At 62.5% G+C, this 13,945-nt stretch carries 15 protein-coding genes and 1 tRNA gene; 9 read left to right on the top strand and 7 right to left on the bottom strand.

Going from position 1 to position 13,945, the window contains the following annotated elements:
• Positions 1-7: 7 nt before the first annotated feature.
• From NKI46_RS01950 to NKI46_RS01935, 4 genes are read right to left on the bottom strand one after another with little or no spacing between them, the layout of a single operon-like run.
• The gene (locus NKI46_RS01950; protein WP_023737631.1) at positions 8-784 is read right to left on the bottom strand and encodes an enoyl-CoA hydratase/isomerase family protein; all 777 of its coding nucleotides are present in this window, start codon (positions 782-784) and stop codon (positions 8-10) included.
• Positions 777-2,378, bottom strand: a complete 1,602-nt coding sequence (locus tag NKI46_RS01945) for an acyl CoA:acetate/3-ketoacid CoA transferase (protein WP_023737632.1) — start codon at positions 2,376-2,378, stop codon at positions 777-779. The genes NKI46_RS01950 and NKI46_RS01945 overlap by 8 nt, the downstream gene beginning before the upstream one ends.
• The gene (locus tag NKI46_RS01940) at positions 2,375-3,385 is read right to left on the bottom strand and encodes a Gfo/Idh/MocA family protein (RefSeq protein ID WP_023737633.1); all 1,011 of its coding nucleotides are present in this window, start codon (positions 3,383-3,385) and stop codon (positions 2,375-2,377) included. The genes NKI46_RS01945 and NKI46_RS01940 overlap by 4 nt, the downstream gene beginning before the upstream one ends.
• Positions 3,382-4,440, bottom strand: a complete 1,059-nt coding sequence (locus NKI46_RS01935; RefSeq protein WP_023737634.1) for a LacI family DNA-binding transcriptional regulator — start codon at positions 4,438-4,440, stop codon at positions 3,382-3,384. Before NKI46_RS01935 ends, NKI46_RS01940 begins: the two co-directional genes overlap by 4 nt.
• 228 nt (positions 4,441-4,668) lie before the next feature.
• Between NKI46_RS01935 and NKI46_RS01930 the strand changes: the two genes are divergently transcribed.
• From NKI46_RS01930 to NKI46_RS01900, 7 genes are all read left to right on the top strand, one after another.
• Positions 4,669-5,823, top strand: a complete 1,155-nt coding sequence (locus NKI46_RS01930; RefSeq protein ID WP_023737635.1) for a dihydrodipicolinate synthase family protein — start codon at positions 4,669-4,671, stop codon at positions 5,821-5,823.
• A 104-nt stretch (positions 5,824-5,927) separates the two neighbouring features.
• On the top strand, positions 5,928-6,998 hold the full coding sequence (gene gmd, locus NKI46_RS01925) for a GDP-mannose 4,6-dehydratase (RefSeq protein WP_023737636.1): 1,071 nt from the start codon (positions 5,928-5,930) through the stop codon (positions 6,996-6,998).
• 9 nt (positions 6,999-7,007) lie between these two features.
• Positions 7,008-7,976, top strand: coding sequence for a GDP-L-fucose synthase (gene fcl, locus NKI46_RS01920; RefSeq protein WP_023817261.1), 969 nt, complete (start codon positions 7,008-7,010; stop codon positions 7,974-7,976).
• 81 nt (positions 7,977-8,057) lie between these two features.
• Positions 8,058-8,264 carry a hypothetical protein gene (locus NKI46_RS01915; protein ID WP_081731494.1) on the top strand — a complete coding sequence of 69 codons (207 nt, stop codon included), beginning with the start codon at positions 8,058-8,060 and terminating at the stop codon, positions 8,262-8,264.
• A gap of 407 nt (positions 8,265-8,671) precedes the next feature.
• Positions 8,672-9,136 (top strand): Hsp20 family protein, encoded by a 465-nt coding sequence (locus NKI46_RS01910; RefSeq protein WP_023671192.1) that lies wholly within the window; start codon positions 8,672-8,674, stop codon positions 9,134-9,136.
• A 181-nt stretch (positions 9,137-9,317) separates the two neighbouring features.
• On the top strand, positions 9,318-9,623 hold the full coding sequence (locus NKI46_RS01905; protein ID WP_023701027.1) for a DUF982 domain-containing protein: 306 nt from the start codon (positions 9,318-9,320) through the stop codon (positions 9,621-9,623).
• 115 nt (positions 9,624-9,738) lie between these two features.
• Complete coding sequence (locus NKI46_RS01900; RefSeq protein ID WP_031197745.1) at positions 9,739-10,026, top strand: DUF982 domain-containing protein; 288 nt, start codon at positions 9,739-9,741, stop codon at positions 10,024-10,026.
• 206 nt (positions 10,027-10,232) lie between these two features.
• On the opposite strand, the gene NKI46_RS01895 is transcribed toward NKI46_RS01900, so the two are convergent.
• Both NKI46_RS01895 and cpdR read right to left on the bottom strand, forming a co-directional pair.
• Positions 10,233-10,307, bottom strand: a tRNA-Val gene (locus NKI46_RS01895).
• 114 nt (positions 10,308-10,421) lie between these two features.
• The gene (gene cpdR / locus NKI46_RS01890; RefSeq protein WP_023671195.1) at positions 10,422-10,784 is read right to left on the bottom strand and encodes a cell cycle two-component system response regulator CpdR; all 363 of its coding nucleotides are present in this window, start codon (positions 10,782-10,784) and stop codon (positions 10,422-10,424) included.
• A gap of 164 nt (positions 10,785-10,948) precedes the next feature.
• Here cpdR and NKI46_RS01885 point away from each other — a divergent pair, with 164 nt between their 5' ends.
• Positions 10,949-11,890 carry an N-formylglutamate amidohydrolase gene (locus NKI46_RS01885; protein WP_023704024.1) on the top strand — a complete coding sequence of 314 codons (942 nt, stop codon included), beginning with the start codon at positions 10,949-10,951 and terminating at the stop codon, positions 11,888-11,890.
• A 335-nt stretch (positions 11,891-12,225) separates the two neighbouring features.
• Positions 12,226-12,999 carry a histidinol-phosphatase gene (hisN, locus tag NKI46_RS01880; RefSeq protein WP_023671197.1) on the top strand — a complete coding sequence of 258 codons (774 nt, stop codon included), beginning with the start codon at positions 12,226-12,228 and terminating at the stop codon, positions 12,997-12,999.
• Positions 13,000-13,011: 12 nt separating this feature from the next.
• Here hisN and NKI46_RS01875 read toward each other — a convergent pair whose 3' ends face one another.
• A complete protein-coding gene (locus tag NKI46_RS01875; RefSeq protein ID WP_023704022.1) occupies positions 13,012-13,842 on the bottom strand; it encodes a helix-turn-helix domain-containing protein in 831 nt (276 codons plus the stop codon).
• Between the last annotated feature and the right edge of the window lie 103 nt (positions 13,843-13,945).

Raw genomic sequence — 13,945 nt, 5'->3', positions numbered from 1 at the left:
GCTTTCTCTAGGATCTCGAAAAGGCCGGCTTCTGCTTGGCCTTGAAGGCGCTCACGCCGGCTTTGAGGTCGCCGGTCAGCGCAATGAAGCCGCTGGCGAGCGCCTCGGTGGCGGCCGCACTTTCCTCGCCTTCGGCGACTGCGATCATCAGCTTGGCGGCTTCCGTTGCGAGCGGCCCGCGCCCGGCGATCTTTTCTCCCCACGCCTTCGCCTCGGCCAGCGCCTGGCCGGTCTCGACCACACGATCGACAATGCCGAGGGCGAGCGCGTCGGGGGCGGCAAAGACCTCGCCGCCGAGCGCCATGCGGCGCACGATCTGCGCACCGAAGCGGCGCACGGCGCGCTGCGTGCCGGACCAGCCGGGGACGACGCCGATCGATGTCTCGGGAAAGCCGAGCTTCACCTGTGTTTCGGCCACACGGAAGTCGCAGGCGACCGCCAGTTCCAGCCCGCCACCCAGCGCATGGCCGGAAAGCACCGCGACGGTCGGCTGCCGCAGCCGCGCCAGTCGGTCGAAGACGCGGTGGCCGTAGCGCACCCATTGCACCTGAAAGTCGGCAGCGCTCATCTCGCCCCAGGCCTCGACATCGCCGCCGGCGCAAAAGCCTTTGCCTTCGCCGCGGATCAGCACGACGCGCACGCCTTCAGCCATTTCGGCCTCGTCGAGCGTTGCCTCGAGCGCGCGCAGCATCGGAATGTCCAACGCATTGAACTTTTCCGCCCGGCGCAGCGTGACGATGCCGATGGCGCCGTCCTGTTCGAAGGTGACGAGGCGCTCAGCCATGCGCGCCTCCGAGCGAAGCGCCGCCATTGAGCGACAGGCCGATCGGCCGATCCTGGTACAGCGCCGCCGGTGTCACCTTGAGGTCGTTGGCGACGCCGAGCGGTGTTTCGGACTGAGCCAACACATCGCGCTCGAGGTCGACGCCCGGCGCAAGTTCCGTCACCATCAGGCCGTCCGGCGTCAGCTTCATCACGCAACGCTCGGTGACGTAGGTGATGTCCTGGCCTTGAGCGACGGCGCGCTTGCCGGAGAAGGAGATGTGTTCGACCTCGTTGACGACCTTCTTGACCTTGCCTTCCGCGTCGATGCGGATGCCGCCATCGGCGAGCGAAAGCTTGGCGCCGGCGTTGAAGAAGCCGGAGAAGACGATCTTCTTCGCCCGCGCGGTAATGTCGACGAAGCCGCCGGCCCCGGCTGTGACATGAGGCCGTGCCGACAGCTTCGACACGTTAACCGAGCCATGGCGGTCGATCTGCAGGAAGGACAACAGCGAGGCATCGAAGCCGCCGGCCTGGAAATAGATGAACTGGTGCGGCGAGGGCATGATCGCCTCGGCATTGGAAGCGCAGCCGAACTTGAAGTCGAGCAGCGGCACGCCGCCGACGGCGCCCTGCTCGATCACCCAGGTGACTTTGCCGTGCTGGCCTTCCTCGAGAAGGATACGCGGCACGTTGGCCGAGATGCCGAAGCCGATGTTGACCGCCATGCCGTCGCGCAATTCCATGGCGACGCGGCGCGCGATTACTTTCTGGACGTTCATGTCGGCGTTGCGGAAGCTGGACAACGGCCGGAAGATCTCGCCCGAAATCGCCGGGTCGTAAGGAGTCAGCGTCGTCTGCAATTGGTCCGGCGCCACCACGATGTGGTCGACCAGGACGCCGGGCACGCGCACGTCATGCGACTTCAGCGTGCCGTTCTCGACGACCCGCTTGACCTGCGCAATGACGATGCCGCCATTGTTGCGCGCGGCGAGCGCCTGTTCGAGGCCGCCCAAATAGGCGCCTTCATGCTCGTAAGTGAGGTTGCCGCGCTCGTCGGCGGTGGTGGCGCGGATGATCGAAACGTTGGGCACGATCGAGCGGAAATAGAGCCATTCCTCGCCGTCGAACTGCTGCACCGAGACGATCGGCTCGCTTGCAGCCTCATTCATGGCGCAGCCCTGGTGGCGCGGGTCGGCAAAAGTGTCGAGGCCGACCTTGGTCAGCACGCCCGGCCGCTTGGCGGCAGCTTCGCGGTGCATGTCGAACAGGATGCCGGAGGGCACGTTGTAGGCGGCGACCGAATTGTCGCCGATCATCTTCCATATCTGCGGCGGCTCGGACGAGGAGGGGCCTGAGGGATAGGAGCCGCAGAGCGTGCGCTTCAACAAGCCGGGCTTGGCCAGATGGTCGATGCCCTTGATGCCATACATGTCGCCGGCGGCGATGGGGTGCAGCGTGGTGATGTCTTTGGGATGGCCTTCGGCGTCGAAGCGCTCGCCGATGGCGGCCAGCACGGCATCCGGGCAGCCGAGGCCGCTCGACGACGAGACGGAGACGGTCATGCCGTCCTTGATCAGGCTTGCTGCTTCAGCGGCGGAGACGAGCTTGCTCACGCGACACCTTTCGGATCGATAGTGACGGCCTTGCCGGATTTTGCCGACTGCAACGCTGCTTCGGCCGACGCCAGGGACCAGACGCCGTCCTCGCCGGTTGCGGAGGGCTGGCCCGCGCCGCTGATAGCGGCATGGAACTGGCGCAGCGACCTGACGTAGAGGTCTTCGCGGTCGAAGCTCAGTTCCTCCTCGCCCTTGGCGGTGCGTAGAAGCACCGAACCGACCGGCTTCTGCGTCATCACATTTTTGGCAATCAGCGAGCCTTCCGAGCCATGCACTTCGAAGCCGGTATCGGCGTAGCTGGTGGTGAAGCCTTCATGCGACTGGGCAATCACGCCAGACTTGAAGCGCCAGATGCACATGGCGCCGTCTTCCAGCCCGCTGCCGGCCATGCCGGCCGACTGGGTGAAGGCCGAAATCTCGATCGGGTCGTCGCCGAGCACGAAGCGCAGCGTGTCGGCATCGTGCACGGTGATGTCGAGCACCACGCCGCCGCCGGCTTCCGGTTTGGTGATGCGCCAGCCCTGCAGGTTCTCCGGCAGATAGACCGCATGGAACATACGCGCGGCAATCGGCTTGCCGATACGGCCGGCTGATATGGCGTCGCGCATGGCGCGGTGGGCGCCGGCATTGCGCAGATGATGGTTGGTGCCAAGCACGACGCCGGCTTCCTTGGCGGCAGCGACCATTGTGCGTGCGTCGGCGCTGGTCAGCGCAAGTGGCTTTTCGCACAGAACATGCTTTCCCGCGTCGATCGCGGCCAGCGCCTGTTCGAGATGCAGTTCGTTGGTGGTCGAGATGTAGACGGCGTCGATGTCGGCGCCGAGCAGGTCATCGAGCGTCGAGACGGCAAGCGGGATGTTGTGTTCATCGGCATAGGTCTTGGCACGCTCCGGGCTGGAGCTCATCACCGCTGATATTTCGCCACCCTCTTGCGCGCGAATGGCGTTGATCATGAACTGTTTGGCGATCGTGCTGGCGCCGATCAGTCCCCATTTGACGCTCATGCCGCGTCTCCCAATCCTGCTGATGTGTCCTGGGCGCGGCGATCGGGACCACAGCTGTCCCTGACGACCAGATTGACCGCGCCGACATGGTCCTCGGCATGCGTGATGCGCGACTGGATCATCTTCAGCATGACGTGAGCGGCGCGTTCACCGAGGCCGGGTGTGTCGACCGAGACGCTGGTCAGCGCCGGCATATAATGCTCGGCCTCGACCACGTCGTCGAAGCCGACGACGGCAAAGTCCGCGCCGGGCTCCAGCCCGCGCTTGCGCAGCGCCAGCATGACGCCGAAGGCGACGGCATCGTTGAAGCACAGTGCCGCCGTCGGCGGCTCGGCCATGGCAAGGGCGGTTTCCAGGCACGCGATGCCGCCCCTGCGGCTGGTCTCGCCTTCGACGACAAGCACGTCGCGCCTGGCAATGCCCAATGTCTCGCAAGCTTGACGAAAACCGCCCAGGCGCTCCTGATAGACGACTAGGTCGGAGGTGCCGCCGAAGAAGGCCAGCCGGCGATGGCCCTTGCCGATCAGATGGGCGGCGGCGAGATACGCGCCGCGATGATTGTCAGGCGCGATCACCGGGATGCGGCTGTCCGGCAGGCGGCGCATGGCGAAGACGACCGGCACGCCCGCCATCTCGAGGCGACGGAAGGCGCCCGGCGTGGTGCCGCGCGCCGGTGACACGATCAGGCCTGCGACGCCCTGTTCCATCAGCGACTTCAGCACTTCTTCCTGGCGCACCGGGTTCTCCGCGGTGTTGGCGATGAAGGGCACGATGCCGGCTGACTGGAAGACGCGCTCCATGCCGACCGCCAGTTCGGCGAAAAAGGGGTTGGTGAGATCGTTGATGACCATGCCGATGACGTTGGAATGGGCTTTGCGCAGATTGGCGGCGCCGCGGTTGTAGACATAGCCGACATCCTCGATCGCCTTGCGAACCTTGACCGCGGTTTCAGGCCGGATCAGCCCTGAGCCTTGCAGCACAAGCGACACCGTCGATTTGGACACACCAGCCTCGCGGGCGATGTCCAGGATCGTTGCCTTGGCCCGGCTGGCCATGTCGGTGGTTCCTCCGCCTAAATGGGCAAATCTATTGGAACGTTCTAATCACTCTGCCAAACGAGAGTCAATCAGGATTCTTGCGGAGATCGAAAAGGTGACGAATGTGGTTTCCAGCAAGGACTATTAGCCTTCTTCGGCAGTTGGACCGGTTCAATCGCCGGAATCATAAAGGTTCTTGATTTATTGGAACGTTCCATTTATTGGATGCCTAAAACGGAGGTTGCCATGGATATCACCCTGCCTACGCAGAATGGCGGCCGCGTCAGCTACAAGCTCGCGGGCAGTCCGGTCGAGGCTGCAATCGGCGCGGTTTTCTCGCGCATCGCCTATGCCGCGGCCCATGTCGTCGCCGACCCTTTCGCGATGACCGACCCCTGGTCGAAGCCTGCGGTCGATTGGGACAAGACGATGGCGTTTCGGCATCATCTGTGGCGGCTTGGCTTCCGCATCGCCGAAGCGATGGACACCTCCCAGCGCGGCATGGGTTTCGACTGGGCGAATGCGCAGGAATTGATCCGGCGTTCAATCATCGAGGCGCGCAGCGTCGAAGGCGCAGACCTCGCCTCGGGCGCCGGCACCGATCATCTGGCGCCGGGAGCTGCCAAAACCCTCGACGAGGTGACCGCCGCCTATGAGCAGCAGTTCGCTTTCATAGAAGGGCAGGGCGGCAAGGCGATCATGATGGCAAGCCGGGCGCTGGCAGCCGTGGCCAAGAGCTCAGATGACTATGTGCACGTCTACGATCGCATCCTCAGCCAGGCATCCGGCAAGGTCATCCTGCATTGGCTGGGCGACATGTTCGATCCGGCACTGAAAGGTTATTGGGGCAGCGGCAATTTCGAGGCCGCGCTCGACACCGTCGTCGCCATCATCGAGCGCCATGCTAATAAGGTCGAGGGGATAAAGATATCGCTGCTCGATGCCGGCAAGGAAGTTGCCTTGCGCAACCGGCTGCCGGAAGGCGTCGTCATGTTCACTGGCGACGATTTCAACTATCCCGAACTGATTGCCGGCGGCGGGAAGCGGCATTCGCACGCCTTGCTCGGCATCTTCGACGCCATCGCGCCGGTCGCCAATGCGGCGCTCGCAAAACTGGCTGACGGAGACCGCGCCGGCTATGACGCGCTGATGGCGCCGACCGTGCCGTTGTCGCGCAAGATCTTCGAGGCGCCGACCGAGTATTACAAGGCCGGCATCGTCTTCATGGCCTGGCTCAACGGCCATCAGGACCATTTCGCCATGGTCGGCGGCATGCAGTCGGCGCGCGGTATCCTGCACTATGCCGACATCTTCCGCCTTGCCGACCAGGCAGGGTTGCTCGCCGATCCCGAGCGTGCGCTGGCCAGGATGAAGCATTTCTGCGCGATTGCAGGTGCCTGAGAACGACACAATCGCTGGCTGAAACCTGTCCCCCGTATGGGGGATTTGCGTTCTCGCGCCAAATCTGTATTCGGTTGCCGGGATTGGATGCGGACGGAGTGGCAATGATGGAAAAAGTGGCGCTCATCACCGGTGTAACCGGGCAGGACGGGGCCTATCTCGCAGAATTGCTTCTGCAGAAGGGCTATATTGTCCATGGCGTCAAACGCCGCTCGTCCTCGTTCAACACCGAGCGCGTTGACGACATCTATGTCGATCCGCACGAGCGCGGTGCGCGTTTCTTCCTGCATTATGGCGACCTGACCGACGCGACCAACCTTATTCGCCTGGTGCAGGAGACACAGCCCGGCGAGATCTACAATCTCGGCGCCCAGAGTCATGTCCAGGTGAGTTTCGAGACGCCGGAATACACCGGCAATGCCGATGCGCTGGGAACACTCAGGCTGCTCGAGGCGATCCGCATCCTGCGCCTGGAGAAGTCGGTACGCTTCTATCAGGCATCGACGTCGGAGCTTTACGGCAAGGCGCGCGAGGTCCCGCAAAGCGAGGCGACGCCCTTCCATCCGCGCTCGCCCTATGCCGCGGCCAAGCTTTACGCCTACTGGATCACGGTCAACTACCGCGAGGCTTACGGCATGTTCGCCGCCAACGGAATCCTGTTCAACCACGAAAGCCCGACACGCGGCGAAACCTTCGTCACCCGCAAGATCACGCGGGCCGTCGCCTCGATCCATCACGGCCTTCAGGCCACGCTCTATCTCGGCAATCTCGACGCCAAGCGTGACTGGGGCCATGCGCGCGACTATGTGGAGGGCATGTGGCGCATTCTGCAGCACAGTGAAGCCGACGATTTCGTGCTGGCGACCGGTGAGGCGCATTCGGTGCGCGAATTCGTCGAACTGGCTTTTGCCGAGACCGGACGCACCATCCGCTGGCAAGGCGAGGGTGTCGATGAAGTCGGTGTCGATGCCGGTTCGGGCACTGTCCTGGTGCGCATCGATCCGCGCTATTTCCGGCCGACCGAGGTCGACCTGCTGCTCGGCGACCCCGCCAAGGCCAAAGCCAGGCTGGGGTGGTCGCACACGACCGGCTTCAGGGATCTGGTGGCGGAAATGGTGCAGGCCGATCTGGCGCGCACCGCCGGCGGCACGCGGCAGAACAGCCGTTCTGCGTGAGGCAGGCCGATGGACGCGACATTTGAACTGAAGGGCAAGCGTGTCTTCGTCGCCGGGCATCGTGGCATGGTCGGTTCGGCCGTCGTGCGCCGGCTGGCGAGCGAGGACTGCGAGATACTCACCATATCGCGCGACAAGCTCGACCTGCTCGACCAGGCGGGGGTGCGGCGCTGGATGGCCGACCACAGGCCGGATGCGGTGGTGATGGCGGCCGCCAAAGTCGGCGGTATCCTGGCCAATGACCGGTTCCCTGTCGATTTCCTGCAGCAAAACCTGGTTATGCAGGGCAATGTCATTGACGGCGCCTTTCGCAGCGAGGTCGGCAAGCTTTTGTTTCTCGGCTCGTCCTGCATCTATCCAAAGCTCGCGCCGCAGCCGATCAGGGAAGACGCGCTGCTGACCGGTCCGCTCGAACCCACCAATGAATGGTATGCGATCGCCAAGATCGCCGGGCTCAAACTGTGCCAGGCCTATCGGCGCCAGCATGGCGTCGACTACATCTCGGCGATGCCGGCCAACCTTTACGGTCCTGGCGACAATTTCGACCTGCAGAGCAGCCATGTCGTACCGGCGCTGATGCGCAAGGCGCATGCGCTGGCACTGAGCGGTGGCAGCAGCCTGGAGGTCTGGGGCTCGGGCACGCCGCGGCGTGAATTCCTGCATGTCGACGACGCCGCCGATGCCTTGGTCTGGCTGTTGAAGAATTATGCCGGCGACGGCCACGTCAATGTCGGCTCGGGAGAGGATGTCACCATTGCCGAGCTTGCCCAGACCGTCGCATCGGTCGTCGGCGTCGAGGCTAATATCGCCTTCGATACGACCAAGCCAGACGGCACGCCGCGCAAGTTGATGGATGTTTCGCGGCTGTTTGCAACGGGATGGCGCCCCCGCTACGCGCTTCGCGGTGGATTGGAACAGACATATGCGTGGTTTCTCAACCATGTTGAGAAGGGTGATGTCCGCCTCGGCGCGGCCTGATTCCAATTTTCCTTGAACCATTTCGCTGCCGCCCGCGACCAAGCGGTGTGTAGCAAACACGGTCCATCAAGGAGAACGTCAATGTTTATCACTTCAAGAAACGTCTTTCTCGCCGCCATCGCGGTTTCGGTGCTGGCAGGGTGTCAGACGGCACCGCCGAGGGAATGCGAGAAGACCAAGCCCGGTGTCACTTACAACGGCAAATGCTGCGGCATCGGCACACAGTGCCGTGAAGGCAACAACACCCCTCATGACAAGCCCGACAGGCCCGATCCGCGACCACAGTGATCCGCGAGCCAGAAACGTCCCGGCACGTGCCGGGACGTTTCGTCCCCCGACAGGGTGGATTTACGGATCGGAAGGCCGCTACCCGGTTCCTTGCTGGCCGGCATTTGAATACGAAACGGGACGGCGGGGCAGTAGACGATGCGGTCGCGCAGATCGCGCGAAAACTTCCCGCCGGATCTGTACTTCAAGGGGCTGTTCGACTGTTCGAAGGGAAGGTCCCGGAGAAACTCAGATTTCGCTTTCCGTCGATGCGAAGGATGCTACTAAAAAAAATTCGAGATGCTCTTGAACTCATTTGGGGCGCCTCCTAATTCGATTCCCGCCAAGGCCATAAGGCTCGGCAAAAAATGGCGGCGCCGCACGGGGCGGCGTCCTTGTACCCATGTTGCTTCAAGGAGGATGTGGCTATGAGAACCTTTGATACCCTCTATCGGACCACCGTCGGTTTCGACCGGCTTTTTGACATGCTCGACAGCGGCACGCGTCCAGACTGGCCGCCCTATAACATCGAGAAGGTCGACGAGAACGATTACCGTATCTCGATGGCCATCGCGGGCTTCAGCCAGGATGAGGTTGAGCTGACCCAGCATGGACCCGAACTGGTCGTGGTAGGCCAGAAAGCTGATGATCAGAGCGGACGCCAGCTGCTGCACCAGGGCATCGCCTATCGCAGTTTCAGGCAGACGTTCAAGCTTGCCGACCACATGAAGATCAAGGCAGCCAAACTGGAGAATGGCCTCCTCTCGATCGACATCGTCCGTGAGATTCCCGAAGAGCTGAAGCCGCGCCGCATCAGCATCGGCGTGGGCGACACGCCGACGGCCGCCACTCAGATCACGCAAGACACGGACCGCGCGCGTAAAGCCGCGTAATCCTGTCGATCTGTCACTTTGAACTGCGGGTCCGCCTCCCGGTTTCGGCCGGGAGGCTGTGATTGCGGAGAAACGAAGATGATCACTGCAGGACGTACTGGCGCGCATCTGTCGCGCGCCCGCAGTTGGCCTGGACCGCGCAAACCATGAACTCAATGGTTCGTTCGATTTGGAGGATCATATGAACGATCGGATGTTTGACAGCGCCGTTTTCGTGAAAAGCGGCGACAACCTTGTTCAGGAAATCACGTGTCTCGAGGACGCTCTGGAGTTCCTCTATGAATGGCCGAAGGACAGGCGCGGCCCCATTCACCAAACCGCATTGCGGGCCTGCCAGCGAGCTTTCGATAGCGATTATCCGCTTTCCGCAGCCAGAGACGCGTTCAGCGGTTTTGCGAAAGCAGCCAGAATCCTTGAGGAAGAAGTATCCACGACAATGCCGTGGATGATGGGCAGAGGTGGCGAAGGCGGAGGAGTGACTGCCTAAAGCGCGTCGCGCTGAAACCGATTCATGCGACACGCTTTAAGTCTTTGCTTTGATGCATGTCGTTGTCCCAGACCCGCGGCACACTTCTGCGTGACATGCATTAGGAAAGGAGGTCATGATGCTATCGAAACCTTTTGAAAAGCCAGTCCGGGTGTGGGTGGGCTTGGGCTTTCCCCGCCAACTCAACACGGTCGCAGATGCCTATCAATTCGCATCCGAATGGTGTGGCAACAGCCCGGAGCAGAGAGCTGCTATTCGCGCTTGCAAAGCCGCTCTGATTGGTGATGTGGAACCCGAGACAGCACGAGGCGTCTTCGTCGCGTTCGCTCGCAAGAAGGATATTCTTATGGAGGACGGCATCGAGCCTGCGCCTTCAAGGACGCTAAGCCCGCACCACGTCTAAAGCGCGTCGCGTTTGAACGGACTCAGGCGACGCGCTTAGGTCTTTGTTTTTAGGCATGTCGTTGTCTCAAAACCGGGGCCACTTTTGAGCGACATGCATTAAAATGTCCACAAACACGAGGCGGCTGCCACAAGCGGTGGCCGCCTTACCGGCTAAGTCGTCGAAGGGGTGCGCCAAAAACGGGCTTGGCTAAGTTATTGAAAGGATGGTGGGCGTGACAGGGATTGAACCTGTGACCCCTGCAATGTCAATGCAGTGCTCTCCCGCTGAGCTACACGCCCATCCGAAGCCGCGCATACACCATTTTTGGTCCAGCGCGTCAATAGCCGGAAAAGGGAAAGAAAGGCTCGTTTGTCGCGCCGCCGACGAAGCGGCGAGATCACACCGTGCGTGCTTCAGGCGGCCTGGAGCATTTTTTCGACCTCGTTGACGAGATCGCGCAGGTGGAAGGGCTTGGACAGCACCTTGGCGTCTTTCGGCGCCTTGGAATCGGGGTTGAGCGCGACGGCCGCGAAACCGGTGATGAACATCACCTTCAGGTCGGGATCGATCTCGGTGGCGCGGCGGGCGAGTTCGATGCCGTCCATCTCCGGCATGACGATATCGGTCAGCAGCAGGGAGAAAGGTTCTTCGCGCAGCCGCTCGTAGGCGCTGGCGCCATTGTCGAAATCGCTGACGTGGTAGCCGGCCCGCTCCAGTGCCTTGACCAGGAACCGGCGCATGTCGTCGTCGTCTTCCGCCAGCAGAATGCGTGCCATCTTGTCCCGTCCGAATCACCCCAGCCAAGCCTGCCGTCCGGCAAGCCCGTTAACCATCCTGTATATGAGGAGCTGACGGTAAACATCAAGTGAACGTTGGCGGCATTAATCCTGATTTGACGGGGTTCCTGACATGCCGAAATGCTGGACATGCGGCCGATGAGGTGGCAGTTTCCCATCATGATGCATTGCTGTTTCCGGGTTCGTTCAAATTGACGACGGCAGCCGAAGATTTTTCGGTCGTTCCACCCTTCGAAATCCGATCGGGCGCCGAGCAGCGCGTTCCCTTCGTCTTCAACTCACCGCATAGCGGCCGCTATTATCCAGACCGCTTCCTGGCCATGGCGCGGCTCGACCGGAACGCCATCCGCCGCTCCGAGGATTGCTATGTCGACGAGCTGTTCGGCAGCGCGGTGGTGCTGGGCGCGCCGATGCTGGCGGCGAATTTTCCGCGCGCCTACCTCGACGTCAATCGCGAACCCTGGGAACTCGACCCGCGCATGTTCGCCGAGCCGGTGCCGTCCTTCTGCAACATCCGCTCGGCGCGCGTTGCCGGCGGGCTCGGCACCGTGCCCAAACTGGTGGGTGAGGGGCTCGACATCTATTCCGGCCGTCTGCCGCTGGCGGAGGCCGTCCAGCGCATAGAGGCGGTCTACAAACCCTATCACGAGACGCTGAAGCGGCTATTGACCAGAACCCATGCCAGGTTCGGCTATGCCGTGCTGATCGACTGCCATTCGATGCCGGCGAGCATCAGGGTGGGCGACAGCGGCCTGCGGCCGGATTTCATCGTCGGCGACCGTTTCGGCATCTCGGCCACGGCGGCCCTGACCGAAACGGCGATCGGCCTGCTCATCGGCATGGGCTACACCGTCGCGCACAACAAACCCTATGCAGGCGGCTTCATCACCGAGCATTACGGCCGGCCGGCGCGCCATCTGCATGCGCTGCAGATCGAGGTCAATCGCGGCCTCTACATGAATGAGCGGACGTTCCAGAAATCGGCCGGCTTCGATGCGCTGGCCGACGATATGGCGCGCTTTTCGGCCGACCTGATGGCGATGCCCGACCACCACTTCATAGACCTGCCGCTGGCCGCCGAATGACGCCGGAGCGGCGGCTGTTCATGAGATCCCGCGCTGGCCATCCCGCACGTAAAAAAAGACCGCATCGTTTGCACGACACGGTCGAAGTCTAGGGAGGAAACGCCCAAGGAGGGCATGGACAGGAAAACCTGTCCGAGAACAAATTTATTGTGCGATGCACAAATGTCAATCGATCCACGCTTTTTTAATTCACTCTGATGTGAAAATGCGTTTCGATGGGGCCGATGTGTGACATTTCGGCAACGTTGATGTCTCTGATAAATCGATAAACCGGCTTGTTTTGGCGGGAAAGTGCCGGCAGACCGGGTTGGCACTCTGCAATGCGGGAGAATCACGTGGACATCAGCATCGATTTCATGCGCCGGATCGCGCAAGCGGCGGCGGCTGAAACCCTGCCGCGTTTCCGCGCACAGGGCGCGGTGGCCAACAAGGAAAAAGGCAGTTTCGACCCGGTCACCGAGGCCGACCGCGAGGCCGAGCGCGCCATCCGGGCGCTGATCTCGGCTGAGTATCCCGATCACGGTATCCTCGGCGAAGAACATGGCAGCGAAAACATCTCCTCAAGGCATGTCTGGGTGATCGATCCGATCGATGGCACCCGCGCCTTCATCTCAGGCTTGCCGGTGTGGGGAACGCTGGTCGGATTGACGGTCGACGGTGACGCCGTCGCCGGCATGATGGCGCAGCCCTTCACCGGCGAGCTGTTCTACGCCAACGCTTCCGGCTCCCACTACGAAGGCCCCGGCGGGCCGCGGAAGCTGTCGACCCGCAAGAGGACGAAGCTTGACGAGGCGACCTTGTTCACCACCACGCCGGCGCTTTTCAAGGGCGAGGCGCGCACCCGCTACGACGCGTTCGAGAAACAGATCCAGCTCGCCCGCTACGGCGCCGATTGCTACGCCTTTGCCATGATTGCCTCGGGCAGCGTCGACATCGTCGCCGATCCCGGATTGAAACCCTACGACATCGTGGCGCTGATCCCGATCATCGAAAAGGCCGGCGGCGTCGTCACCACATTCGAGGGCGGTCCGGCGGAAAAGGGCGGCGACATCCTGGCCGCCGCAACGCCGGAGCTTCACGCGGCTGCAATGGCAGCCTTGCGCGGCTGATAGTCGACCCGATCAGCGCGGCTTGATCGAGCGCTGGAATTCCGCCGGCGTTCGCCCGTAGACCTGCCTGAACGCTGAGCTGAAATGACTGTGGCTGGAGAAGCCGAGGTCCAGGCCGAGCGTGGTCAGATTGTCGTAGCAGCCAAGCAGGTCGAGCGCGCGCGCCAGCCGCAGGCGCAGATGGTAGCGATAGAGCGGCATCGCCTCGACCTGCTGGAAAACCTGCGTGAGATAAACCGGTGATACCCCGACTTCAGCGGCGATCTCGGCCAGCGTCCAGCGCCGCGAAAGATCCGAGGACAGGACGAGCTTGGCGCGATCGACCAGCTTCTGCCGGCCAGCGCTGGCGCCGGCGGCATGCGAGGTGCGCTCGCCGAGGGAGCGCCGCACCAGCGTCAGCGCCAGGGTTTCGGCCTCCAGCGTTTCGGCAATGTTGCGGCTCAGGCTGTGGCGCAGCACCGCCACCAGCGCCTGAGCCCGCGGGTCGATGCGGCGGCGCTGACGACGAAACGCCACGGCGCTGCCCGAGCGCAACTGCTCCTTCGGCGTCAACTCCTGCAGTTGCGCCTCCTCGACAACGAGATCGAGGCAGGAATCGCCACCCTCGACGGGATGGCTGATCCGGTAGCCTTCGGCGTTGTTGAAGAACAACAACTGGTTGGCTTCGGCGACCGCATCGTTGCGGCCGACATGGCGCACGAAGACGCCGCGGTAGGGAAACACAAGATGCGTGGCAGCGGTGCACTCTTCTTCGCTCTTGTGCCGGCATTCGCCGCTGCAGAGGACATCCCTCACCCTGACGGTGCCGGTGTCCAGAAGCGTCTGTACCGTGAACTGCGACATGGTGAGCTGAGACATGGCCGTTGCATTCTACCCTTGCGCCGAAAGCTGCTCCGGCACATTAGGCGATTGGCTTGTCCAAACCTGTCAGGAGACTTCACCTGTC

The sequence above is a fragment of the Mesorhizobium sp. M0615 genome, assembly GCF_040320805.1.
Classification (GTDB): domain Bacteria; phylum Pseudomonadota; class Alphaproteobacteria; order Rhizobiales; family Rhizobiaceae; genus Mesorhizobium.
This window is presented reverse-complemented; position numbering and strand designations above follow the sequence as displayed.

Coding starts and splice junctions, on each gene's coding strand:
- cpdR (WP_023671195.1), bottom strand. CDS start 10,784: ATGGCACGCATTCTGCTGGCGGAAGACGACGACGACATGCGCCGGTTC.
- NKI46_RS01930 (WP_023737635.1), top strand. CDS start 4,669: ATGGATATCACCCTGCCTACGCAGAATGGCGGCCGCGTCAGCTACAAG.
- NKI46_RS01915 (WP_081731494.1), top strand. CDS start 8,058: ATGTTTATCACTTCAAGAAACGTCTTTCTCGCCGCCATCGCGGTTTCG.
- NKI46_RS01875 (WP_023704022.1), bottom strand. CDS start 13,842: ATGTCGCAGTTCACGGTACAGACGCTTCTGGACACCGGCACCGTCAGG.
- NKI46_RS01940 (WP_023737633.1), bottom strand. CDS start 3,385: ATGAGCGTCAAATGGGGACTGATCGGCGCCAGCACGATCGCCAAACAG.
- fcl (WP_023817261.1), top strand. CDS start 7,008: ATGGACGCGACATTTGAACTGAAGGGCAAGCGTGTCTTCGTCGCCGGG.
- NKI46_RS01950 (WP_023737631.1), bottom strand. CDS start 784: ATGGCTGAGCGCCTCGTCACCTTCGAACAGGACGGCGCCATCGGCATC.
- NKI46_RS01905 (WP_023701027.1), top strand. CDS start 9,318: ATGAACGATCGGATGTTTGACAGCGCCGTTTTCGTGAAAAGCGGCGAC.
- NKI46_RS01910 (WP_023671192.1), top strand. CDS start 8,672: ATGAGAACCTTTGATACCCTCTATCGGACCACCGTCGGTTTCGACCGG.
- gmd (WP_023737636.1), top strand. CDS start 5,928: ATGATGGAAAAAGTGGCGCTCATCACCGGTGTAACCGGGCAGGACGGG.
- NKI46_RS01935 (WP_023737634.1), bottom strand. CDS start 4,440: ATGGCCAGCCGGGCCAAGGCAACGATCCTGGACATCGCCCGCGAGGCT.
- NKI46_RS01900 (WP_031197745.1), top strand. CDS start 9,739: ATGATGCTATCGAAACCTTTTGAAAAGCCAGTCCGGGTGTGGGTGGGC.